22 protein-coding genes are annotated in these 22633 nt (G+C 63.1%); 7 read left to right on the top strand and 15 right to left on the bottom strand.

Annotated features, from left to right (window positions below; translation table 11 throughout):
- Nucleotides 1–341: 341 nt before the first annotated feature.
- Nucleotides 342–749 carry a carboxymuconolactone decarboxylase family protein gene (locus tag NKH41_RS17740; RefSeq protein WP_352542966.1) on the top strand — a complete coding sequence of 136 codons (408 nt, stop codon included), beginning with the start codon at nucleotides 342–344 and terminating at the stop codon, nucleotides 747–749.
- 213 nt (nucleotides 750–962) lie between these two features.
- On the opposite strand, the gene NKH41_RS17735 is transcribed toward NKH41_RS17740, so the two are convergent.
- The 11 genes from NKH41_RS17735 to NKH41_RS17685 form a co-directional block, all read right to left on the bottom strand.
- Nucleotides 963–1850, bottom strand: a complete 888-nt coding sequence (locus NKH41_RS17735) for an amidohydrolase family protein (RefSeq protein ID WP_352771403.1) — start codon at nucleotides 1848–1850, stop codon at nucleotides 963–965.
- Nucleotides 1850–2986, bottom strand: coding sequence for a vWA domain-containing protein (locus tag NKH41_RS17730; RefSeq protein WP_352771374.1), 1137 nt, complete (start codon nucleotides 2984–2986; stop codon nucleotides 1850–1852). Before NKH41_RS17730 ends, NKH41_RS17735 begins: the two co-directional genes overlap by 1 nt.
- A 226-nt stretch (nucleotides 2987–3212) precedes the next feature.
- Nucleotides 3213–4109 carry an AAA family ATPase gene (locus tag NKH41_RS17725; RefSeq protein WP_352771373.1) on the bottom strand — a complete coding sequence of 299 codons (897 nt, stop codon included), beginning with the start codon at nucleotides 4107–4109 and terminating at the stop codon, nucleotides 3213–3215.
- 9 nt (nucleotides 4110–4118) lie between these two features.
- Complete coding sequence (locus NKH41_RS17720) at nucleotides 4119–5123, bottom strand: xanthine dehydrogenase family protein molybdopterin-binding subunit (RefSeq protein WP_352503852.1); 1005 nt, start codon at nucleotides 5121–5123, stop codon at nucleotides 4119–4121.
- 1 nt (nucleotide 5124) lies between these two features.
- A complete protein-coding gene (locus NKH41_RS17715) occupies nucleotides 5125–6492 on the bottom strand; it encodes a xanthine dehydrogenase family protein molybdopterin-binding subunit (protein WP_352771372.1) in 1368 nt (455 codons plus the stop codon).
- 14 nt (nucleotides 6493–6506) lie between these two features.
- Nucleotides 6507–6989 (bottom strand): (2Fe-2S)-binding protein, encoded by a 483-nt coding sequence (locus NKH41_RS17710; RefSeq protein WP_352503850.1) that lies wholly within the window; start codon nucleotides 6987–6989, stop codon nucleotides 6507–6509.
- 43 nt (nucleotides 6990–7032) lie between these two features.
- Complete coding sequence (locus NKH41_RS17705; protein ID WP_352771370.1) at nucleotides 7033–7827, bottom strand: FAD binding domain-containing protein; 795 nt, start codon at nucleotides 7825–7827, stop codon at nucleotides 7033–7035.
- A 12-nt stretch (nucleotides 7828–7839) separates the two neighbouring features.
- Nucleotides 7840–8289 (bottom strand): SRPBCC family protein, encoded by a 450-nt coding sequence (locus tag NKH41_RS17700; protein ID WP_352771369.1) that lies wholly within the window; start codon nucleotides 8287–8289, stop codon nucleotides 7840–7842.
- 107 nt (nucleotides 8290–8396) lie between these two features.
- A complete protein-coding gene (locus NKH41_RS17695) occupies nucleotides 8397–9224 on the bottom strand; it encodes a helix-turn-helix domain-containing protein (protein WP_352453760.1) in 828 nt (275 codons plus the stop codon).
- A gap of 315 nt (nucleotides 9225–9539) precedes the next feature.
- Nucleotides 9540–10538 (bottom strand): ABC transporter permease, encoded by a 999-nt coding sequence (locus NKH41_RS17690; protein ID WP_352453761.1) that lies wholly within the window; start codon nucleotides 10536–10538, stop codon nucleotides 9540–9542.
- A 34-nt stretch (nucleotides 10539–10572) separates the two neighbouring features.
- On the bottom strand, nucleotides 10573–11313 hold the full coding sequence (locus NKH41_RS17685; RefSeq protein WP_023675804.1) for an ATP-binding cassette domain-containing protein: 741 nt from the start codon (nucleotides 11311–11313) through the stop codon (nucleotides 10573–10575).
- A 426-nt stretch (nucleotides 11314–11739) separates the two neighbouring features.
- Between NKH41_RS17685 and NKH41_RS17680 the strand changes: the two genes are divergently transcribed.
- Complete coding sequence (locus NKH41_RS17680; protein WP_023675805.1) at nucleotides 11740–12729, top strand: sugar-binding protein; 990 nt, start codon at nucleotides 11740–11742, stop codon at nucleotides 12727–12729.
- Nucleotides 12730–12873: 144 nt separating this feature from the next.
- Entirely contained in the window at nucleotides 12874–13653 is a 780-nt protein-coding gene (locus NKH41_RS17675; RefSeq protein ID WP_352771367.1) for a FadR/GntR family transcriptional regulator, read from the top strand.
- An 890-nt stretch (nucleotides 13654–14543) separates the two neighbouring features.
- On the opposite strand, the gene NKH41_RS17670 is transcribed toward NKH41_RS17675, so the two are convergent.
- On the bottom strand, nucleotides 14544–15482 hold the full coding sequence (locus tag NKH41_RS17670; RefSeq protein ID WP_352771365.1) for an NAD(P)-dependent oxidoreductase: 939 nt from the start codon (nucleotides 15480–15482) through the stop codon (nucleotides 14544–14546).
- 152 nt (nucleotides 15483–15634) lie between these two features.
- Between NKH41_RS17670 and NKH41_RS17665 the strand changes: the two genes are divergently transcribed.
- Both NKH41_RS17665 and NKH41_RS17660 read left to right on the top strand, forming a co-directional pair.
- Complete coding sequence (locus tag NKH41_RS17665; RefSeq protein WP_352771363.1) at nucleotides 15635–16531, top strand: NAD-dependent epimerase/dehydratase family protein; 897 nt, start codon at nucleotides 15635–15637, stop codon at nucleotides 16529–16531.
- 1243 nt (nucleotides 16532–17774) lie between these two features.
- Nucleotides 17775–18245, top strand: coding sequence for a GNAT family N-acetyltransferase (locus NKH41_RS17660; protein WP_352933187.1), 471 nt, complete (start codon nucleotides 17775–17777; stop codon nucleotides 18243–18245).
- A 167-nt stretch (nucleotides 18246–18412) separates the two neighbouring features.
- Here the strand turns inward: NKH41_RS17660 and NKH41_RS17655 are convergent, their stop codons facing one another.
- From NKH41_RS17655 to NKH41_RS17645, 3 genes are all read right to left on the bottom strand, one after another.
- The gene (locus NKH41_RS17655) at nucleotides 18413–18901 is read right to left on the bottom strand and encodes a nucleoside deaminase (protein ID WP_352771362.1); all 489 of its coding nucleotides are present in this window, start codon (nucleotides 18899–18901) and stop codon (nucleotides 18413–18415) included.
- A 163-nt stretch (nucleotides 18902–19064) separates the two neighbouring features.
- Nucleotides 19065–19922, bottom strand: coding sequence for an EamA family transporter (locus NKH41_RS17650; RefSeq protein WP_352771360.1), 858 nt, complete (start codon nucleotides 19920–19922; stop codon nucleotides 19065–19067).
- Complete coding sequence (locus NKH41_RS17645) at nucleotides 19919–20533, bottom strand: nitroreductase family protein (protein WP_352771358.1); 615 nt, start codon at nucleotides 20531–20533, stop codon at nucleotides 19919–19921. The genes NKH41_RS17650 and NKH41_RS17645 overlap by 4 nt, the downstream gene beginning before the upstream one ends.
- A gap of 110 nt (nucleotides 20534–20643) precedes the next feature.
- On the opposite strand from NKH41_RS17645, the gene NKH41_RS17640 reads away from it, so the two are divergent.
- Together NKH41_RS17640 and NKH41_RS17635 are read left to right on the top strand one after the other, a co-directional pair.
- Nucleotides 20644–21645 (top strand): LysR family transcriptional regulator, encoded by a 1002-nt coding sequence (locus tag NKH41_RS17640; RefSeq protein ID WP_352771356.1) that lies wholly within the window; start codon nucleotides 20644–20646, stop codon nucleotides 21643–21645.
- 30 nt (nucleotides 21646–21675) lie between these two features.
- Entirely contained in the window at nucleotides 21676–22449 is a 774-nt protein-coding gene (locus NKH41_RS17635) for a FadR/GntR family transcriptional regulator (protein ID WP_352475451.1), read from the top strand.
- Nucleotides 22450–22633: the final 184 nt, after the last annotated feature.

Raw genomic sequence — 22633 nt, 5'->3', positions numbered from 1 at the left:
GAGATTGGCCAAGGCGCCCGCCGTTTCGTCATCCTGGGGCGAAGCAAGGAGCGAAGCGACGCGGCGCAGATCCCAGGATCCATGCCGCTACATCAGAGCGCTGCAGCGGTGCAGCCTGCTCCGCTGCACCCTTCGGCTAAGGTCACGGCATGGATCCCAGGGTCTCCGCGACGGAGCTTCGCTCCTGCTTCGCCCAGGGATGACGAGGGTGAGGGGCCTCGGCCAGCCTTACGGTCTTGCCTCAGCGCGTCAATTGCTGATTCATCCAAGGCGGTTAGCCGCCTTTTCTCCCGACCTGATTCAACGACCTCGCATAACGATCCAAACGAAAGGACCAAGCCATGGCCACGACGAAACTTCTGAGCGATGCCGAGGTGGAAAAAATCCCGGCGGTCAAGGCGGTATTCGACGACATCCGTGCGACGCGCAAATCCGATTTCGTCAACAATTTCTGGCGCGGGCTGGCCAATGATCCGGCGTCGCTGAAGCGGGTGTGGGAACAGCTCAAGGCGGTGATGGTCGCCGACAGCGCCATCGATCCGCTGACCAAGGAGATGATCTATATCGCCGTCTCGACCGCCAATGGCTGCTCCTATTGCGTCCATTCGCATACGGCGACAGCGCGGGCCAAGGGCATGACCGATGCGCAGCATGGCGAACTGGTCTCGATCATCGGGCTGGCCGGGCAGACCAACCAGATGGTCACCGCGATGCAGATACCGGTCGATCCGCAGTTCGAGGTGCGGTGAGGTGAGGCGCGGCGCCTTCCCTTCTCCCCTTGTGGGAGAAGGTGGCCGAGCGAAGCTCGGTCGGATGAGGGGTGCTGGACGGATCGCGGCCTTGGAGACGTAAGTGCTTCAAATCGCTGGGATTTTCTCCGCCGCGTTTCTTCCAGCACCCCTCATCCGTCTCGGCGCTACGCGCCGATCCACCTTCTCCCACAAGGGGAGAAGGGATGCGCGCTACACCGGCCGATAAACCTTCGCCGCAGTGTTCCAGAAGATATCCGCCTCGGCCGCCGTGCCGTGCTTGCCCACCGCTTCCCGATGCGCCTTGATCAACTCGGAATGGCTGGTCCACAGTTTCTCGATCGGGAAGTTCGAGCCGAACATCAGGTGGTCGCTGCCGAGGATGTCGATGGCGTTGTCGACGATATAGCCGATCAGCGCCGGGTCGTTGCGGTGGACGAAGGTGCCGAGGCCGGACAGCTTTGCATAGAGGTTGGGCGCCGCTGACAGCGTGCGCAGGCCTGCCTTCCAGGCCTCGGTGGTTTCGGGCTCCATGTCGGTCAGCATGCCGGCGTGGGTGAGAATGAAATTGGTCTCGGGGTTCTCGCCGACGAGCGTCAGCCCATCCTTCATCTGGGCGGGGAAAAGCTGCAGGTCGAAGGACACGCCGTAATGCTTGAGCCGCGCGATATTGGCCCGCACCTTCGGGTCGATGACTTGATCGGCCGAGGCGGCGAAGCGGAAGGCCGGCGTTTGGTGCCAGTGCAGCTGCATGCGCACGCCGCGCAGCAGAGGGTATTTGATCAGCCGGTCGATCCGGGAACGCACGTCGTCCACGGTCATGTCGGCATAGCCGACGATGGCGTGCGGCCAGCCGGTTTCTTCCGCGGTCTTCTGCAGGAACGCGACCTCGTTCTCGAAATCCTCCTTGGCCCAGTTGGTCTGGACATAGACCGCCTTCTCGACGCCCGAGCCTTGCTGGTCGGCGAGGAATTCCTCGATCGGATAGTCGCGGCGGATCGGCTCGTAAGGGCCAAAGATGCGCGGCACCATCGGCCCGACCAGCCATGGCTGGTCCTTTTGGCGCCAGATGTGGAAATGCGCGTCGATCGCCTTCTGCATCACGAAACCCTCTTCCAGATTGCCGCGGCCGCCGGGGCGGGGCGGGCGAGCGACAGGATGAACTCGGTGAGGCCCGCGATGGACGAGCCGTCGACCAGGTCGTCGAGCACCGGCAGGATGGCGCGAAGTGCTGCCGTGGCCGGCCGAAAACGCGGATCGCCGGCCAGCGGCGTCGCCAGCGAAAGCCGAAAGGCGCGGGCGCTCAGCCGGCGCATCGCGGTCTCCAGCTCGGCATGATCGCCGCGCTCCAGCGCGTCGGACAGGATGATGATCGCCGCCCCGCGCGCAAAAGCGGAGAAGCGCGGCACCGATAGAAACGCGAGCAGCGTCGGTCCCATGCGGGTGCCGCCGTCCCAGTCGTCGACCTGGGCAGCGGCGCGGGCCAGCGCCTGATTGCGGTCGCGAATGCGCAGCGCCGAGGTGATACGGGTCAGCCGTGTGCCGAAAGTGAAGACCTCCGCCCGGTCGGCGCCTTGCACCGCCGCGTGTGCCAGCTTGAGATAGTCCGATGTGTAGAGCTTCATCGAGCCGGACACGTCGATCAGCATGAGAAGCTTGCGCGGCACTGTCTGCCGCCGGCGCAGCAGCGGCGAGGGGATATCGCCGTCGGCACTGACGATTTCGCGCAGCGAGCGGCGCAGGTCGAGCTTGCCGCGGGCATTCGTGCGCACGGTGCGGAAGGAGCGGCGGGCGGGCAACGCGGTGGCGAGCTTGCGGCGGAAGGCGGCAAGCCCGTCGCTGTCGCGCTGGAACTCGCGGACGCTCAACTGTTCGCTGGCCGAAGACAGTTCGCCGCCTTCCTCCTGGCGGAGCACTTCGATTTCCTCTTCGCGCGTTCCGCCATCGTCCTTGATCCGGGTTTCCTCGTCGGCCTCGCCTTCGACCAGCGCCGCGGCGTCCCCATAGAAATGGCTCCGGAAATGCGCCTCGAATTCGTCGCGGCGGTCGGGCGGCGGCGCCAGCGTGGCAAGAGCCGCCTCGCGGATGTCGTTCATCGAGCGGGGCCCGAGCAGGGTTACTGCCTGCATGAAGCCGGAGACCTGCTCCGGCGCGACAGCAAAGCCATAGCGGCGGAGCAGCCGGGCGAAGCCGAGGAACGGCGTGGTCGCACGGGGCAAGCTTTCCGGACGCATCATTCCTTCGCGCCCCCCTCTGTCCTGCCGGACATCTCCCCCTCAAGGGGGGAGATCAGACATCTCGCCGGCTTTCGCCAATCTTCAACGTTGCAGAATTGAGCGGAGCGCCCAAGCTGCCAATCTCCCCCCTTGAGGGGGAGATGTCCGGCAGGACAGAGGGGGGCGCTGTCCCGCCAGCGTCGCGCACTAGCCCTGGGGTATCGCGCTAGCGCGCTTCGATTGCGCATCACGCCAGCGCCTCCTCGACAATCTTGCCGAGCTCGGGCGCGATGCAGGAAAGGTCCTCCTCGTCCTTGATCAGCACGCCGATGGCGCGGCGGAAGGCTTCCGGCCAGGGGCTGCCGCCCTTTTCGAGGATGGTGGCGGCATTGGCCCATTCGACCGCCTCGGCGATGCCTGGCGGCTTGGCCAACGGACGGGCGCGAATGTCGCGCACGGCGGCAGCCACGGCGCGCGCCGTGGCCTCGGCGACGTCGCCGGCGCGCAGCATGATGATCTCGGCCTCGCGCCCGGCGTCGGGATAGGTGATCCAGTGATAGACGCAGCGCCGCCGCAGCGCTTCCGCCAGTTCACGGGTGCGGTTCGAGGTCAGGATGACGATCGGCTGCGCCGTCGCGCGGATGGTGCCGCGCTCGGGAATGCTGATCTGGAAATCGGACAGGAACTCCAGCAGCAGCGCTTCGAATTCATGGTCGGAACGGTCGATTTCGTCGACCAGCAGGACGCGCTTTTCCGGCGCCTTCAGCACCTGCAGCAGCGGCCGCGCGATCAGGAAACGGTCGTCATAGATGTCGATCTCGTGCTCGCCGGCGTGGCGGATGGCGAGCAGCTGGCGCTGGTAGTTCCACTCGTATAGCGCATGTGCGGCGTCGATGCCCTCGTAGCATTGCAGCCGCACGAGATCGCGCCCGAGCACTTCGGCAATCGCCTTCGCCGCCTCCGTCTTGCCGACGCCGGGCGCGCCTTCGAGCAGCAGCGGCTTGCCCAGCCGGATCGCCAGGAAGATGGCGGTGGCCAGGCTTTCATCGGTGAGATAGCGCGAGGCGGCGAGGCGGGACGCCACCGCCTCCGGCGAGGTCGCGACTGTCTCTGCGCTTGAAGTCCGGGCGCTTCTCTTGGGCATTTCCGGCACTCAGTTCGGGGCTTGCGCCTTCAGCGCCCGCAGAATGCGCTCCGGCGTGATCGGCAGTGTATCGATGCGCACACCGACGGCGTCGAAGACGGCATTGGCGACCGCCGGGATCTGCGGGTTGGCGCACATTTCGCCCGGCCCCTTGGCGCCATACGGCCCGTCCGCCGAGGGCCTCTCCAGCACGATGATATCGGTTTGCGCGAGATCGCCCGGTCCCGGCATCAGATATTGGTTGAAGTCGGTGCCGCCATGGTCGCGATTGGGATAATAGGGTTCGGTCGTTTCGTAGAGCGCATGGCTGATGCCCATCCACGAGCCTCCGACGAGCTGCTGCTCGACCATTTTCGGGTTCAGCGCGCGGCCGATCTCAAAGACGTTCTTCACGGTCAGCACGGTGACCTCGCCGGTCTCGTCGTCGACCTCGACCTCGGCAACCGTGCAGGCGTGGGCGTAGCAGGTCGACGGCTTCATCGCGCCGGTTTCCTTTTCGGGATAGGAGCGGGGGATCAAAAACATGCCGCGGCCGGAAATCGAACGGCCGCGCTTGAAATGCGCCGACAGCGCGACATCGAAGATCGAGATCGATTTCTGCGGCGCGCCCTTGACCAGGATGTTGCCCTGGCCGTCGGTCTCAAGGTCGGACGCATTGACCTCCAGCTCCTCGGCCGCCACTTCCAGCATCACCTGGCGGGCTTCCCTGGCCGCCTGGATAACCGCATTGCCGGCCCGGTGCGTGCCGCGCGAGGCGAAGGTGCCCATGCAATGCGGGCCGGTGTCGGTGTCGGCCGTGTCGACGACGACACGGTCGGTCGGCACGCCGATCGTCTCGGCGCAGATCTGCGCCATGATCTGCTTCATGCCCTGGCCGAGATCGACGCTCGACAGCGTCACCATGAAATTGCCGGTCGGCGTCGAATGGACCAGCGCCTGCGTCGGGTCGCCGCCGAGATTCATGCCGGTCGGATAATTGATCGCGGCGACGCCGCGTCCGCGCCTGATCGCCATCTCAAACCCCCTTCGCGTAGGACGACATCGCCATGAATTTTTCTGCCACCGGCCAGTTGGCGGCGCGCGAGGCTTCCTGCATGCACTCGATCAGCGCAGCACCCTCGGTCGGCTGCCGATGTGCTTTGATGTCGCCGTCACGATAGGCGTTGATGAAGCGGAATTCGAGCGGGTCCATGCCGATCAGCCGCGCGAGCTTGTCCATCTGCACCTCCAGCGCGAAGTCGCCGATGGTGACGCCGAAGCCGCGCATCGCCGAGGACGGAGTGCGATTGGTGTAGACGCAGTAGGTGTCGATCCAGACATTTTGGATCGTATACGGGCCGGGATAATGCCCGGCGCCCTTCTGCGCGCCGTAGGGCGAATGGCGCGAATAGGCGCCGGCGTCGGTGTAGCCGGTCACTTTGCGCGCGACGATGCGGCCGTCGTTCATGACGCCGTCCTTGATGACGACTTTCTCGGCGGCGCGCGGCGAGGAAATCTGCATCTCTTCCTCGCGGCTGTAGATAAAACAGACCGGTCGTCCTGTTATTTTGGCGCCAAGGATGGCGATCGGCTCGACGATGACGTCGACCTTGCCGCCAAAGCCGCCGCCGACAGTGCCGCCGACGAAATGCAGCTTGGTGCCGGGCATCTGCAGGATGATCGAGGCGTTATCGAGAGTGAAGAACATCGCCTGCGTGTTGGTGTAGCAGGTGAAGCGGTCGTTACCCTCGGGTGCGACGATGCAGCCGGTCGTCTCGGTCGGCGCATGCTCGATCGGTGAAGACTGGTAGGTCTGTTCGAGCACGTGGTCGGCCTCGGCGAAGCCGGCTTCGACATCGCCGAAGCGCACCTTGCGGCATTCGCCGCTATCGTAGAGGTAATAATTCCGGCCGTGATATTCATTGACGATCGGCGCGCCGGGCTTCAGCGCTTCGTCCATGTCGAAGACGGCGGGCAGCACTTCGTAGTCGACCTTGACCTTGGCGGCGGCTTCCTGGGCGGCACGCTCGGTCTCGGCCAGCACCGCGACCACCGCCTCGCCCTTCCAGCGCACCTTGCCGTCGGCCAGCACCGTCTCGTCCTCCGGCCCGATCTGGATCAGGATCAGGATGGTGTAGACATTGTGCGGCACATCCTTGGCGGTCAGCACCTTGACGACGCCGGGGTGCTTTTCCGCCTCTGACGTATCGATGCTGCGGATGCGGGCGTGATGATGCGGGCTGCGCACCATCTTCAGGTGCAGCATGCCGGGAAAATTGCGGTCGGCGAAATAGGCGGTCTTGCCGGTGACATGGCCGGGCGAATCCGAACGCGGCCGCGGCTGGCCGATCTCGTGCAGATCGTCCTTGCGCTGGTCGGCAAAGTAGCTCTTGCGGAGTTCCATCTTTTTGACTCCCCTCAAGCCGCGTTCTGCGAATTGGAGCGCGCGGCGCTCAGCACCGCCTGGATGATCGGTTCGTAGCCGGTGCAGCGGCAAATATTGCCGGACAGTGCCTCGACCACATCCTCGCGGCTGGGGTTCGGCGTTTGGTCGAGCAGCACCTTGGCGGCCATGATCATGCCCGGCGTGCAGAAACCGCATTGGGTCGCGAAGGCATCGAGGAAAGCGCGTTGCAGCGGATGCAGCACGCCGCCTTCCGCCAGTCCCGAGGTGGTGGTGACGGTTGCGCCATTGCAGGTCTCAGCCAGCGTCAGGCAGGACAGCCTGAGCTCGCCATCGATGATGACCGAGCAGGCGCCGCAGGTGCCTTGGTGGCAGCCGCCCTTCGGCGAGGTGTCGCCGATCTTGTCGCGCAGCGCATGAAGCAGCGTTGTGCCGCTGTCAATGAATTCGGCCTTTTCGGCACCATTGAGCGTGAACTGAACCGGGACCTTTGCCATCTTTTTACTCCTTTCGCCGCAGCCAGGCGGATGCCACGGTCTTTCAGGCGAGCAGCAGCCGGCCGAGATGGACCGGCAGGACTTCGTTGCGATACCAGGCACTGGCGATCGGATCGGTTCGCGGCGAAGTGCCGTCGCGGGCAACAGCCAGTGCCGGTGCGATGCCCTCGCTCGTGAGTTCCCGGCCAATCAGGGCCTTCTCCGCCGCCCTGGCACGGATCGGCCGGTCGGCCATGCAGCCGAGCGCGATCCGCGCTGACGACACGGTGCCGTCCGGTGCGTGCTCCAGCACGGTCGCGATGCTCAGCACCGAAATGCCCTTTGGCTTGACTCTCGACACTTTCAGGAAGCGAAAGCCGCCTTCCTTCGGAAGCGTGAAGCCGACCGCGGTGACGATGGCGTGGTTGCTTTCGCGTTTCGCCAGGAAGGTTTCGATCGGGAGTTCGCCGTCGCCGATGTTGACGGTTGCGTCCAAGGCCAGCAGCGCAACGGTGAAATCGCCGTAAGGCGCTGGCGCGAAGAGATTGCCGCCGACCGTTGCCATGTTGCGGATCGCCGGGCCGCCGACGGCGCGCGCGGCGTGGGCCAGCGGGGCGAGATCCGGATGGCGGGCGATCGCCGCCATGGTCACCGAAGCGCCGATGCGGACCTCGCCGCCGGAAATGTGGATGACCGACAGCGCCGGTTCGGTCGACCTGACGAAACCGGAGATCGACACGTCGCCTTCATTGGCGGCGCGCACCACCAACGTGCCGCCACCGAGGTAGCGGGTGCCGGCGGCTTTCAGCGCCGCGCCGGCGTCCTTCACCGTCGCGAAACTCTGCAGTGCAAGCGCCATGGAACGCTCCCTTTACGCCTGGCTCTGGCCGGCAAAATGGGCCTTCAGGGCGTTGAACCCGCCCTGGAAGACGTTGGCGCCCATGCCTTCGGCCAATTTATCGGCTTCCTCGGGAACGGCGTCGAAGCTGGCGGTCCATTCGGCATAGGTGCGGTCGCCGTCGGTCACCCGCCGCAACTGCAACGTCGCCTTGTGGTTGGTGAGCGGCTGCGGCGTCTCCAGGATGGCGTAGCTGACGAGGAAGTTCTCGTCGGAGAAATCGAGCAGCTTTTCGCGCAGGCGGGCGCCGCTGGCGAGCTGGAAATTGCGCACGCAGCCGATCGTGCCGGCATCCTTGCCGTCCTCGATATGGCTTTCGACCATGCGCGGGTGCCAGGTCGGCAGGCCGTTGAAGTCGCGTATGCGCGCCCAGACCTTTTCGACCGGTGCGTCGATGACGCTGGAGATGGTGACTTTCGCCATATAATCGTTCCCTTGCAAATCAGCTGCTTGGGAGGGTAGGGCGGCAGGCTCGGCTGCGCTTATCAATGCGTCTTGAACGCCTATCAAATAGTCTGAAAAACGGGCGCTCAGCTGATCGCCCGCGCCGCTTCGCGGTAAAGCGTCGGCGGGACGCCGACATGGTCGCGGAAGAAGCGCGAGAAATTGCCTTGCGTGGTGAAGCCCAGATTGCAGGCGACCGAGATCAGCGGCTCCTGCGACCACTGCAACTGCCGCACGGCTTCCTCCATGCGCAGCGTGTTCCAATAGACGTTGGGCGTCAGATTGGTCTGTTCCTTGAACAGGGCGAAGAAATGCGGCCGCGACAGGCCGACGCTGCGCGCCACGTCGTCGAAGCAGATACGCTCGCAGACATTGGCTTTCATCAGCTGGATCGCCTTGCGGACGCGGAAATCCTGCATGGTGCTGACGCGGGTGCGCACGGTCTGCGGTGCGGAGGCATCGGCGGCATCGAGCACGCTGTCGATGAAGCGCTCGATCTCGTAATTGGCGATGTCGTCGATGCTCTCATTGTCGCTGAGATGGTCGAGGAGGTTGGCCGCTGCCTTGTGCAGCCAAGGCTCGAGCGTGATCGCCGGGGCGGAGAACAGCGGCGCGGCGGAAGGCAGCTCGCGGCGTTTCCGTGCCCAGTCCGGATCGATGTAAAAGGCGAGGAACAGGCCGGGCGTGCCGTCGCGGGACAGAGCGTGGCTGTGCGGCTGGAAGGAATTGATGCCGGCGGCGGTGCCCGGTCCAAGCCGCACCGTCTCGCGGCCGATGGTCATCTCGCCGGCGGTGCCTTCCAGCCAGATGATGATATGCGCCTCGACATGGGCGTGGGTGACGAAGTCGCTGGCGACGTTCAGGACAGAAACATGTCCGAACCGGCCCCAGTAGAGCCTGATCGCTTCCGTCATGGGTATATCCTCCCGCAGGCGACTGGCCTCCCTTCGCCTGCTGCGAGCGATTGTGCGGCGCAGTTCGGGCTTGCGTCAAGACGGATGTGCACGTCCGGGCGCCGGCCATGCGCCGCAGCGGCGGATTATTAGACCCGGCGATAGGAGCGCGTCCCCTTCTCCCCCTGTGGGAGAAGGTGGATCGGCGCGCTAGCGCCGAGACGGTTGAGGGGTGTTGGAAGAAATGAGGCGATGCCAAACTGGAGCACCCCTCATCCGTCGCCTTCGGCGACACCTTCTCCCACAAGGGGAGAAGGGGGAGACTGCGCTTGAACGTCAGTCGTTGCGCCTGAAATTGCGGATGCGGTCGAACAGCACGGCGAGCAGGATGGCGCCGCCGATGAACACGCCTTGCCAGAAGGCGTTGATGCCGAGCAGGCCGAGGCTGTTGCGGATGACCTCGATAAGCGCCGCGCCGACGACCGCGCCGAAGGCGGTGCCCATGCCACCGGCCAGGTTGGCGCCGCCGATGACGGTGGCGGCGATCACCTGAAGCTCCATGCCGTTGCCGAGATTGGTGGTGACCGCGCCCAGCCAGCCGGTCTGGATGATGCCGGCAAGGCCAGCCGCCATTGCCGAGATCATGTAGACGACGACCTTGATCTGGCGCACCGGAACGCCGGTCAGCGTTGCCGCATGCTCGTTGCCGCCGATGGCGAAGATGTGCCGGCCGAATTTCGTCCAGCGCAGCACAAAGCCGGTGATCAACGCCAGCACGATCATGTAGAGGACCGGATTGGCAATGCCGAACACCCAGGCGCCGCCGCCCAGCGCCAGCAGCTTGTCGTGGTCAGGCCCGAACTGGAAGACGACGGTGTTGTTGGAGGCGACCATGGCAAGGCTGCGTGCGATCGACAGCATGCCGAGCGTCACCACGAAAGGCGGAAAGCCGAGATAGGCGATCAGAACCCCGTTGAAGGCGCCGATGATCAGCGCTGTGGCGATCGCAGCGCCAATGCCGATCTCGATGCCGTAGCCGGCATGCATGGTGACGGCCAGCACCATCGAGCACAGGCAAAGCACCGAGCCGACCGACAGGTCGATACCGCCGGTGATGATGACGAAGGTCATGCCGAGCGCCACGATGGCGACGAAGGTGACGTTGCGGGTGATGTTGTAGAGGTTCTTGGTCGTGGCAAAGGAATCCGTGGCCACCGACAGGAACAGGCAGGCGAGGATGACCGCGATCACCACCCAGAAGGTCTGGCTGGCAAACACCTTGCTCAGCAAGGTGTGCTGCTTGTGCGCGATCGTCTGATCAAGGGTGACTGCCATTATCGACCTTTTTTACTCATGGTTGAGGCGTCAATCATACCTGTTCGATGGCGCCGGTGATGAGTCCGGTGACTTCTTCCGGCGAACTCGATGCGATCGTCTTGTCGGCGACCTTGCGGCCGCGCCGCATGACGATGACGCGGTCGGCGACGTCAAAGACGTCGGGCATGCGGTGGCTGATCAGCACGACGGCGATGCCCTGGTCGCGCAAATGGCGGATCAGGTTCAGCACCTCGGCGACCTGGCGCACCGAGATCGCCGCCGTCGGCTCGTCCATCAGCACGATCTTGGCCTGCGAAAGCATGGTGCGGGCGATCGCCACCGCCTGCCGCTGGCCGCCCGACATTTGCTTGACCAGGTCGCGCGGGCGCGTTTCGGATTTCAGCTCGGCGAATATCTGGCCGGCGCGCTTGTACATCGCGGCATAGTCGAGGATGCGAAGCGGCCCGAGGCCGCGGCGCAATTCACGGCCGAGATAGACGTTGGCGGCGGCCGTCAGATTGTTGCACAGTGCCAGGTCCTGATGGACGATTTCGATGCCGTGCTGGCGCGCCTCGACCGGCTTGTGCAGGATCAGCTCCTTGCCGTCCATCTGCATCGTGCCATGGCTCGGCGGGAAATTGCCGGCGATCATCTTGACCAGCGTCGACTTGCCGGCGCCGTTGTCGCCCATCAGGCCGACAACCTGTCCGGCCTCGATCGACAACGAAACGTCGTTGACCGCCTGGATGGCGCCAAAATGCTTCGAGATGTTGGTGAGTTCGAGAACCGCCACCAGCCTTCTTGCCTCCCCGTGCTTTGCGGCCTGCGGTTCTGCCGCGGCCATTCGCTCTCCCCAGTTCCTCCCGGAAGCAGCGATTTTGCCCATTTACGCATATGCCTCCTTGGCGTCAACCACGGCTTCTTTCGAAAAATCAGTTTTGTAGGACAAATAGCATTGACGTCGGTGACAAGGCGATATTAGCTAAGTGTCGGAGGAGCTTGCGCCGAGCCACCGGGTTGCCGGAAGGAATCGGTGAGGGTTTGTCGGTCAGGGATCTGGTAACCAGCGATATCTGTCGGTGCCGGTCTGAGACTGAATATGAAAATGCTTATCGACCTGGCTTGGCGACACGAGTGCGACGTCCTCTGTCATCTTGCTCCGGGTCGATCTGTGTGTGGCGGGCACGCCGTGTCCGTTTGTTTCAAAGGGAGGACTGACATGAGGAAATCACTATTGCTCGCTGCCGCCGCCGTCATGGCGCTGGGTGCCGGGCCGGCCATGGCCAAGAAACAGCTCGTCATCGTCGTGAAGGGTCTCGACAATCCATTCTTCGAGGCCATCCACCAGGGTTGCGAGAAGTGGAACAAGGAAAACGCCAGCTCGGAATATGAGTGCTTCTACACCGGACCGGCGTCGACCTCGGATGAGGCCGGTGAAGCCCAGATCGTCCAGGACATGCTGAGCAAGCCCGACACGGTGGCGATGGCGATTTCGCCGTCGAACGCGCCGCTGATCGCGCAGACGATCAAAAGCGCCAATCCGTCGATCCCGATCATGACCCTCGACGCCGACCTCAGCAAGGAAGATGCGGCGCTGCGCAAGACCTATCTCGGCACCGACAACTACCTGATGGGTCACAAGATCGGCGAATACATCAAGAAGGCCAAGCCGAATGGCGGCAAGATCTGCACCATCGAAGGCAATCCGGCGGCCGACAACATCCTGCGCCGCGCGCAGGGCATGCGTGACGCGCTTTCGGGCAAGGACGGCCTCGCGGCGCTGGCAGGGGAAGGCGGCTGGACGGAAGTTGCCGGCTGCCCGGTGTTCACCAATGACGACGGCGCCAAGGGCGTGCAGGCGATGACCGACATCCTCGCCGCCAATCCCGATCTCGACGCCTTCGGCATCATGGGCGGCTGGCCGCTGTTCGGCGCTCCGCAGCCCTACCGCGACCTGTTCAAGCCGATGGCCGACAAGATCGCCAGCAACGCCTTCGTCATCGGCGCCGCCGACACGATCGGCGACGAGGTGGCGATTGCTCGTGACGGGCTGGTGACCGCACTGGTTGGCCAGCGGCCGTTCGAGATGGGCTACAAGGCGCCCTCGGTGATGATCGACCTGGTCGACGGCAAGCCGGTCGCCGATCCAGTGTTCACCGGCCTCGACGAATGCACCAAGGACACGGTCGACACCTGCATCCAGAAGTAGGTTCGCAGTTTCGGGGCGCCCGTCGGGCGCCCCGTTACGCATCGTCCATACAAACGCACGAGGCGACGCTGCTTTGGAGCGTAGGCTGCTGCTTTGTCGTGCCCTGAATTCAGGCTTTCGACAAGCAGCTGCCGGGGAATACGAATGCCGGACGCGACATCAAAAAAGCAACCCGCCAAGTTGAAGGCAGAGCCTGGGCGGCCGGCCGGCGTTCGGCGTGCCGACGCCGCACACTTTCCCGGCTCGAGCGTGCATGCGTCGCTCGCCAACGAAATCGGGCTGAGGATCGTGCGCGGCGACTATCCGCCGGGAACCATCCTGCCCAACGAAGCCAAATGGTCGGAGACCTTCGACGTCAGCCGCTCGGCGGTGCGCGAAGCCATAAAAATGCTGATGGCGAAGAGCCTATTGGCGTCACGCCCGAAGATCGGCAGCTGGGTCGAGCCGAAGGAACGCTGGAACCTGCTCGATCGCGACGTGCTGGCCTGGTACGCGACCTCGCCGGACCGCGAGGTGTTCCTCAGGACCGTGCAGGAGTTCCGCCACATCATCGAGCCGGAGGCCAGCGCCTTTGCCGCGATGCGGCGCACCGACGAGCAGATGGCCGAGATCAGCCAGGCCTGCCGCGAGATGGGCGAGGCGACCAACCTGCAGGAGCGCACGCGCGCCGACACGCGGTTTCATCTCGCCATCCTGCGGGCCTCGGGCAACGATCTGCTGGTGCCGCTCGGCGTGCTGATCGAATCGGCGCTCGACCATTTGTTCCAGTTCGTCACCCGCGAGACCAGCGATCAGCGGCGGGCGCAGGCACTGCACGAGGCGATCGAGAAGAACATCCGCCTGCAGCGGCCGGCTGCAGCCCGTGCCGCGGTGCACAGGCTTCTCGCCAACACCGACGACGTTATCGGCCGGTCGCGGCGGTGATGGTTGCACAGGGCGGTGTTGCTCCAAACGATTGCAAAACTCGCATTCCTTCGCGCCCCCTCTGTCCTGCCGGACATCTCGCCCACGAGGGGGCCATCGCAGATAGCAAGCCGAGGCTTTCGCTCTACGACGTACCCCCACCCCTAACCCCTCCCCACAAGGGGGAGGGAGACTTCCGTTGGCGCTGACCTCGGCAAATTGCCTGCCTTTCGGCGCCAAAAGGGGAAGTGAGGGCGCGCGGCAGCGTTCCCTCCCCCTTGTGGGGAGGGTTAGGGTGGGGGTCCATCTTCGTAAGAATCCAAATGCGATTGCTCAGCGCAACAGAGGGGGGAGATTGGATGCCATTTCGGCTGTCGCTGATCATCAACGCTAGGCAATGAGGGCGGCGACCTCGGGTGGGAAAGGAATTCGGACTTTTTTGCCTTCGCAGCTATTTTGTTCTTGCTTTGTGCCGGCAGCTATGCTACTAATTTGTGTATGGTGCCAATTGGCTCCAACGACCCGCCCGCCGAGGCGGTTTTTTTGTTTTTGGCTTCTTCCGATCGGAAGTGCGCGTGCTTTGGTGCACAGACTTCTCGCCAATACCGACGTTATCGGCCGGTTTCGGCGCTGATTCGATCGTTTCTCGGCCAACTGCGTGTAAGTCGGGTCAACCAGCAACCAAGGTCGATCATTCCCGTTAGTCGCAAATCGCAAATTTAGAGATTAGTCTAGCCGAAACCCTCCCTTCGTCATCCCAGGGTCTGCGCTCCGCTTCGCGTTCGCTCCGCCCAGGGATGACGAAGGTGTGGTGTCATATGCTAATCGCCAGCCTCGGAGATTGGCGGATGTAGCTGGTCGGCAGCGAACGTTTGCAGTTGCGACACTCCCAGGCGTTAACCCCAACGTTCTCAGATCGCCTGCTTTTGGCCATCCCTGGTCGGCATCAGGTCGACGCCGTTGACCTTGCCGATGTGCGTCGCCAGCATCGGCACGTACTGATCGGCGGGGCCGGTGGCGAAGGCGCCGGCGAAGGCGTTCTTGGTGGCGTTGCCGAGCGGGTTGGCGATGCCGGCAGCACCCGCCATCGATTCGAGATAGGTGAGATCCTTGAAGGCGTTGGCGATGGTGAATTTGTGCGCGTCGCGGTCGCCTTCCAGCGTCCAGCGCATGAAGGTCTGGTAGAAGCCGCAATCCATGCGGCCGTTGCGGATGACGCTGTCGAAGCGCGGCGGCGAGATGCCAACCTTCTGCGCCAGCGCCAGCGCCTCGGAATAGATCGCGGCGTAGCCGAGCGAGATGAAATTGTTGAGCAGCTTCATGCGATGGCCGTCGCCGGTATCGCCGATATGGACGATGCGCCCGGCCCAGGTTTCGAGCACCGGCTTCAGCCGGGCAAAGACCGCATCGGGCGCGCCGACCATGGCGTCGAGCGTGCCTTCCCAAGCCTCCTTCGGGGTGCGGCTGAGCGGGGAATCGACATAATCGACGCCGAGCCCCTTGAGTTCGGCGGCCAGCGCCACCGTCGAGACAGGATCCGAGGTCGAGCAATCGACGACAACCGATCCCAGCTTCAGGCCTTCCTTGAGACCGCCTGGGCCGCGGATGATGGCTTCGACCTCGCGCGAGCCGGTGACGCAGATGAAGACAACCGTCGATGCCGCCGCGACGTCGCGCGAGGTCTCCGCTTCCTTGGCACCGCGGCCGAGCAGGTCTTCCGCCGGCGCGCGGTTCTTGCGGCCGAGAAACGTCAGCGGATAGCCCTTGTCGACGATGTTCTTCGCGATCCCGTGCCCCATCAGGCCAAGCCCGATGAAGCCGATCTTTTCGCTCGCGGCGGTCGTGTTCATGTCATTTCGTCCTATTTGCAATGATGGATGACGGCGCTGCAGCTTGCCGGCGAATTGTTGAAGCGGGTTTTTGCCGCTCGCCGTGGCAGGCGATTGCAGAGTTCGATATTGTCTGACAATACACATGAATCTTAGGGAATGTGGAGAGCAAAATGACGAAGCGGATCATGTTCACCGGCGGCAGCGGCAAGGCCGGGCGCCACGTCGTGCAGTATCTGGTCGAGCAGGGCTGCCAGGTGCTCAACATCGACACCAAGCCGCTCGACAATCCCAAGGTGCGCACGCTGATCACCGACATCACCGACAGCGGGCAGGTGTTCAATGCGCTGTCGAGCTATATGGGCCTGCATGAATTCGACCCGTCGCTGCGTACGCAGCCGGTCGATGCCGTGGTGCATTTCGCGGCGATCCCGCGCATCATGATCACGCCCGACAATGAGGTGTTCCGCATCAACGCGCTCGGCACCTATAACGTCATCGAGGCCGCGGTGAAGCTCGGCATCCGCAAGGTGGTGATCGCCTCCAGCGAAACGACCTACGGCCTGGTCTTCGCCAACGAACCGCGCGATCCCACCCATTTCCCGCTCGACGAGGAGTACGACGTCGACCCGATGGACAGCTACGCGCTGTCCAAGGTCGTCAACGAGAAGACCGCGCGGGCGTTTGCACAACGCGATGGCAGCGACATCTATGCCTTGCGCATCGGCAACGTCATCGAGCCGCATGAATATTCGCTGTTTCCGAAATGGTTCGCCGATCCAGGTTTCCGCAAGCGCATCGCCTGGAGCTATATCGACGCGCGCGACCTCGGCCAGATCACGCTGCGCGCCATCGAAAAGGACGGGCTCGGCTATCAGGTGTTCAACGCCGCCAACGACGACACCTCATCCGACCTGCCGACGGCCGAACTGCTGAAGCAGTTTTATCCCGACGTGCCGGTCAAGGGCGACCTTGGCGAATACGAGACGCTGCTCTCCAATCGCAAGGCGCGCGACATGCTCGGCTTCCGGCCGGAGCACAGCTGGCGGAAATACGTCAAGACGAGCTGAAGGACGCAGCAGACGCGATGGCGGTGCGCAATGGGTTGGCATCGTAGCCCTTGTCGGCGAGCACCATGGCACCCTCGGGCAAAATCCTTGATCAAGTCCGCTGTGGAGGCGATGTCGCTCTTCTGGCCTGCCGGAATGGACGATCTTTGCGGGATGATGGACGCCGTTGCGCCTAAGCCGGGCAAGCATGGGCCGTATCAGAAGCGAATCGCCTAACCGGACTATCTTGCTAAGTCGGCATCGTTGACCTATCTAGGCTCTAGCGCTCCCGTCACCTTCATGCCAATGTTTGGAACTACAGGGGCGCGGGTGAGTTGGGCTGGGTGGCTAGACCACAGCAAGGTAATGGCGCATTAACCGCCGTGGCCTAAAAGGAACAAAGCCCCTAGGGAGCATGCGATGGTTGCCGTTTTAGAACGCATCCTCCACTCGGTCGCGAGTTGGGGACGCGCATCGCGCAGTCCGAGTCAGCCGGTCATCAGCCCCAGAGGTGAACCCGCTCCTGAGGTTTACCGGATTGGCGAGTATTACGCTGATTACAGCGCGCTCACCGATGCGGAGTTAGCTGCGTCTGATCCAGAAGCGGATGCACTCATTGCGCGCAGCAGAGTAGTTTCCTCTAAGCGCTTGTGATAGCCACCCCTTATGGGGTGGACGTTCCTTCAAATCGACACGCTGCCAGACCCAGGCAACATTGTTTGGTGCAGATTTCCTATTCGTGAGCGACCAGGTCAACCTGGGCCGTGGTCGCGTCCTTCACTTGTCCTTGGGAGCGATATCCACGAGGACCCTCAAACGAACACACGATTTGGCAGTGTGCTAGTTTGCTATGGCACCGATTTGCAAAAGATAGGGAAAAGGCTCCACTTCCCGATCGCAACCAAGGCCCGCGCAACCGAAATTGGGCTACACAAGCCGACTGCTTTCGGACTAAATGGCGGCAACGTTAAGCGCCTTATTTGGTGCTCGGAATTCTTCGTTCCTCCCGACTATATACGGAATCAGCGGCTGGCCATCGGTCAACTGAACGATGCTGAGCGAGCAAGTTTGCGCGACCTTTTGGCAAAGGCCTAAATTTCAAACTGAGACACTATCCCCGGCCGTGCCTTAGGTTTGTCCCATCATCATGACGATCTTGTGCTAACTTCAAAGCGGATTGCACTGGACCTGCGGAAGAATGCCGAGGATCAGCCTGGACCATCGGTTGGCGACACGTGCCGATATGCCGACGCTGGCTGTGCTGATGAATGCAGCCATCGGCGAGCTTCAGAAGCCGTTCCTCACCGAGGAGCAGATCGCTTCGAGCCGAGCAATCATGGGGCTCGATACGCAACTCGTTGATGATGGAACATATTTCATTGTGGAGCAGAATGGCGTCTTGGCCGGTTGCGGCGGATGGAGTCGGCGCGCAACCCTCTACGGCGGCGACCGTTCACCCGGGCGCGATGCAGCTCTGCTTGACCCGACGAAAGACGCTGCGCGCGTGCGTGCCATGTATACGCATCCCAGCTTCATCCGCCGAGGCGTGGGGCGTCTAATCCTCACGCTGTGCGAGGACGCTGCCCGCGGCGAGGGCTTCACAAGTGTCGAGCTTATGGGAACGAGGGCCGGCGAACCGCTCTATCGGGCCTGCGGCTTTGAGGCGGTTGAAGAAGTCGTCGACAACAGAGGCGGAGCGGGCGTGCCACTGTTGCGGATGAGGAAGGCGTTGTGAATGATCGGCGGGCTCACATAGCCAGTATCGCGATTCGTCATTGGTCTCCCTTTGGAGACCGTGAATCACGAAAACCGCTGCCAACGCCATCTCCCTTGTGGGTCCGGACGCTAGGTCGTAGTCCACCTCGGCAGTCGCTTCTGCCTCTGAATCAACGAGTCCTGACCCTACTTGTCCTTCCAGAATTCGGCCTGGAGTTGCGCCGCTTCATCGGCAAGCAGCGGGCCGACGACTTCAGTCGGACGCTGCCCGGCTTCGAAGACGATCCTGCAGGGCAGGTCGAGTGTGGGATTTTCGACATGTGCACCCGTCACCCGCTTGAGGTCGTGTTCGCTCTGCCCAAAGACGACCCGTTCGATGCCCGCCCAATAGATTGTCCCGGAGCACATCGCGCAAGGTTCGGCCGACGTGTAGAGTGTGCAGGAGGTCAGCTTTTCGAGACTGACATTCATCCCCGCCCACGAGGCCAGCAGCCTTTCGGCATGAGCGGTGCGGTCGCCCCCGTGGGCTTTGTAAGCGTTGGGCTGCTCGCGCAACACATTGCCGTCTTTGTCGGCGAGCAGCGAACCAAAGGGATGCTCGCCGGCATCGCGGGCCTTGCGTGCGACTTCGAACGCCTGTCGGAGCAGGCGCTCATCATAAGGGCGTTGTGGCATCGGCAGACCCTCCGCCGCTTGACCATAGTGCCGAACAATCCGCCGACACAAGTCGGCGGCCTAAAACGCGCGCGTTCGACCGGCCTCATGCGACGCGCTTTCGGTTCTTGTTTTGATGCATGTCGTTATCGCAAAACCGCTGCACACTTGTGCGCGACATGCATCATGCCTCGTTGCGACTGGGGCGTTGAGCCAGCCAGATGCTGCCGATGACGAAAACGACGCCGGCGATCTGAGGCAAGGTCAGCGTCTGATCCAGGAATACCCATCCAAGCAGCACGGCGGTCACCGGGCTGAGGAAAAGCAGCGATGACACCACCGAAGATTCGAGTCGCGCAATGCCCCGGAACCAGAGGACATAGGTCAGCGCCGCACCGATCAGGCCGAGCCACACCAGTCCAAGCAGGTTGGCCGCGGTAGGGAACGGGATGGGTGGTTCGAAAAGCAGGACCACGGGAACGAGAAGGAGACCGCCGGCAGTCAGTTGCCATGCCGTAAAGGCGAGCAGCGATGCTGGCGGCTGCCACTTGCGGCTCAACACGCTTCCGAAGGCCATTGAGGCCGCCCCGGCGAGGCCGGCGGCAACGCCGGCCGCATCGAGCGTCGCGTTCGGGGTCAGCACCAGCAACGCGACACCGGCGATCCCGACAAGGGCGGCGAGGATCGCCAACCGGCGGACAGGGCTGGCAAGCAGGGCAGCAGCGAGGAAAATCACAATCAATGGCTGGACCGACAGCACGGTCGCCGCGACCCCGCCCGGAAGCCGGTAGGCGGCGACAAACAACATGCTCAGGAAGATCGAGATGTTGAGGGCTCCGAGGACGAAACTGCGCAGCCACCAGATGCCCATCGGCAGTTGCCGAACGATCGCCAGCAGCAGCAATCCGGCGGGCAGGGCACGCAGCATTGCGACCGTCATCGGCGAAAAGTTCGGCAGGGACTGCGTGGTGACGATATAGGTGCTGCCCCATATTGCGGGTGCGATGGCTGTAAGCAGCAGATCGGAACGGTGCGTCTTCATAAGATTTCCAGAACTTCGGCAAGAGGGCGGCGCGGCTTTTGCGGCCAGTTGCCGGGCGCGGCGCGGCCGACCGCGATGAGCATCACCGGCATTTCATTGCGCGCAAGGCCAAACTCGCGGGCCACGCCTTCGGCATCGAAGCCTGCCATCGGACCGGAGACGAGCCCCAGCGCTTCGGCCGCGAAAATCAGCGTTGCGGCGCCAAGCGTTGCCGAGCGCACGGCTTCGTCGCGGGCTGCTAGAGGATCGGCATATTGGGCGCGGGCGCCCTCCCGCCAGCCCGAAGCCATATCCGCCGGCATGAAGCCGGCTTCGACGAAAGGACGCAGCCTTGCATCGAGGGCAGCGTGATCGGGCAGTACGCCGCCGATGATGAAGGTGACGGCGGCCTCCTGCACCTTGGCCTGGCCATGGGCGAGGCTGCGCAATCGTGCCTTTGCTTCCGGCGTCCGCACTGCGATGAACCGCCAATTCTGAAGGTTGTAGGCGCTTGGCGCGCGCGTTGCGAGACGTGCCAGCTCCTCGATCTCGGCATCCGTCAATTCGTGCGAGGCATCGAACCGGTTGGCCGACATGCGCCGCTCGATAAGGGAGATTGCGGGGTTGGTCATCATGTCATTCCGAAACTGAGAAAGTCGTTCGGGAAGCAGATAGAGAATTTACCAAGGAGCGATAATATGCAACAATTGCAAGACATTATTTACTGCAAGAGAATGGTGCGATGGATCGCCTGACGGCGTTGCAGGTTTTCCGCCATGTGGCGGAACTGAACAGCTTTGCCGAAGCCGGACGGCGGCTCGGTCTCTCGCCTCCCGCTATCAGCAAGAACATCGCCGAGCTGGAGGCGCATCTGGGGGTGCGGCTCATCAACCGGACAACGCGGCGCATGGCGCTGACCGAAGAGGGCAGGATCTACCTGGAGCATGTCACGCAGGGGCTCGATGCGCTGGCGAGGGCCGACCAGGTGCTCGGCCCGATCAAGACGGCGCCGAGCGGCACGTTGCGGGTCAGCGCGCCGATGACTGTCACGTTGACGCGGCTTTCGGCTGCGATCCCCGCGTTTCTATCGCGCTATCCCGATTTGAAACTCGATCTGCATCTTGACGACAGACGCGTCGATATCGTGCGGGAGGGATTTGACCTGGCCATTCGCGGCAGCGACAATCTCGAGGATTCCAGTCTGGTCGCCAGAAAGCTTGCGGTCATGCCGCACGTGCTTTGCGCAGCTCCGTCCTACTTCGAGGAGCATGGCCGGCCCAAAACGCCTGCCGATTTGAAGACGGCCAATTGCATCCGGTTCAGCCTCTCGGGGCATGCGGACATATGGGAATTCCGCAAGGACGGCCGCGCCGAGCGGATCGCCATCGACGGACGATATACGGTCTCGTCAAGCCTTGCCGTGCGCGATGCGCTGCGCGCCGGCTTCGGCGTCAGCCTGATCCCTTATCCCTATGTCGAGAGCGACCTTAAAGCAGGCCGGCTGCAATCGGCTCTGGATGATTGGGACAAGGTCGAAACCACGCTCTACGCGGTCTATCCGGCACGCCAGCATCTTGCCCCGAAAATCCGCGTCTTCCTTGATTTCCTGATCGAGGAATTCAGCCGGAACAAAGAGAAACCGTTCGTGCCTCCCCGGCGTGAACGCTTGGCAAAGCGCGGTGTCGGCGAGGGGACGGAGGCGGAAAATCAAGCTGAGATATTGCCGTCGATTTCATCTCCTTGACACGCCTCCAAATCCGGACTTTGTGGAGCTATGCAGGACGCGAAGCCGAATAAGGGAAAGACAGCGGCCGAGGCGTTCGCCGAACGCACGAGCGGTATTCGCCGGGCCGATGCGGCGCGCATGCCGGGATCGAGCGTGCATGCGTCGCTCGCCAACGAGATCGGGCTGAGGATCGTGCGCGGCGATTATCCGCCGGGAACCATCCTGCCCAACGAAGCCAAATGGTCAGAGACCTTCGACGTCAGCCGCTCGGCGGTGCGCGAAGCCATAAAAATGCTGATGGCGAAGAGCCTATTGGCGTCACGCCCGAAAATCGGCAGCTGGGTCGAGCCGAAGGAACGCTGGAACCTGCTCGATCGCGACGTGCTGGCCTGGTACGCGACCTCGCCGGACCGCGAGGTGTTCCTCAGGACCGTGCAGGAATTCCGCCACATCATCGAGCCGGAGGCCAGCGCCTTTGCCGCCATGCGACGCACCGACGAGCAGATGGCCGAGATCAGCCAGGCCTGCCGCGAGATGGGCGAGGCGACCAACCTGCAGGAGCGGACGCGCGCCGACACGCGGTTTCACCTCGCCATCCTGCGCGCCTCGGGCAACGATCTGCTGGTGCCGCTCGGCGTGCTGATCGAATCGGCATTCGATCATCTATTTGCTTATACCACGCGGGAACTCGACGATTTGCAGCATGCGCAGAGGCTGCATGAGGCAATCGAGAAGAGCATCCGCCTGCAGCGGCCGGACGCGGCGCGCAATGCGGTGCGCAAGCTGCTGGCCAATACCGACAGCGTCATCAAGTCCAGGTAGCCGCCGCCACACATTCAAACAGTCGGATTGTGTCGGTGCGGCCGCCGATGGTGCGCGCTTGACCAATGTTTGCCGGCGAGGTTTCGGCACGAATGGTTCCCGTCAATCGATACGAAATGGGTCTGTTTGACGAACCGGCTGCCGATTAGCTTCCAGATGCGCAAGTCGCTTGGGTCGACCTTAA

It is taken from the genome of Mesorhizobium sp. M1169 (assembly GCF_040318345.1).
Taxonomy (GTDB): Bacteria; Pseudomonadota; Alphaproteobacteria; order Rhizobiales; family Rhizobiaceae; genus Mesorhizobium.
Note: the sequence above shows the minus strand (reverse complement) of the source record. Positions and strands in the feature narration are given on the sequence as shown.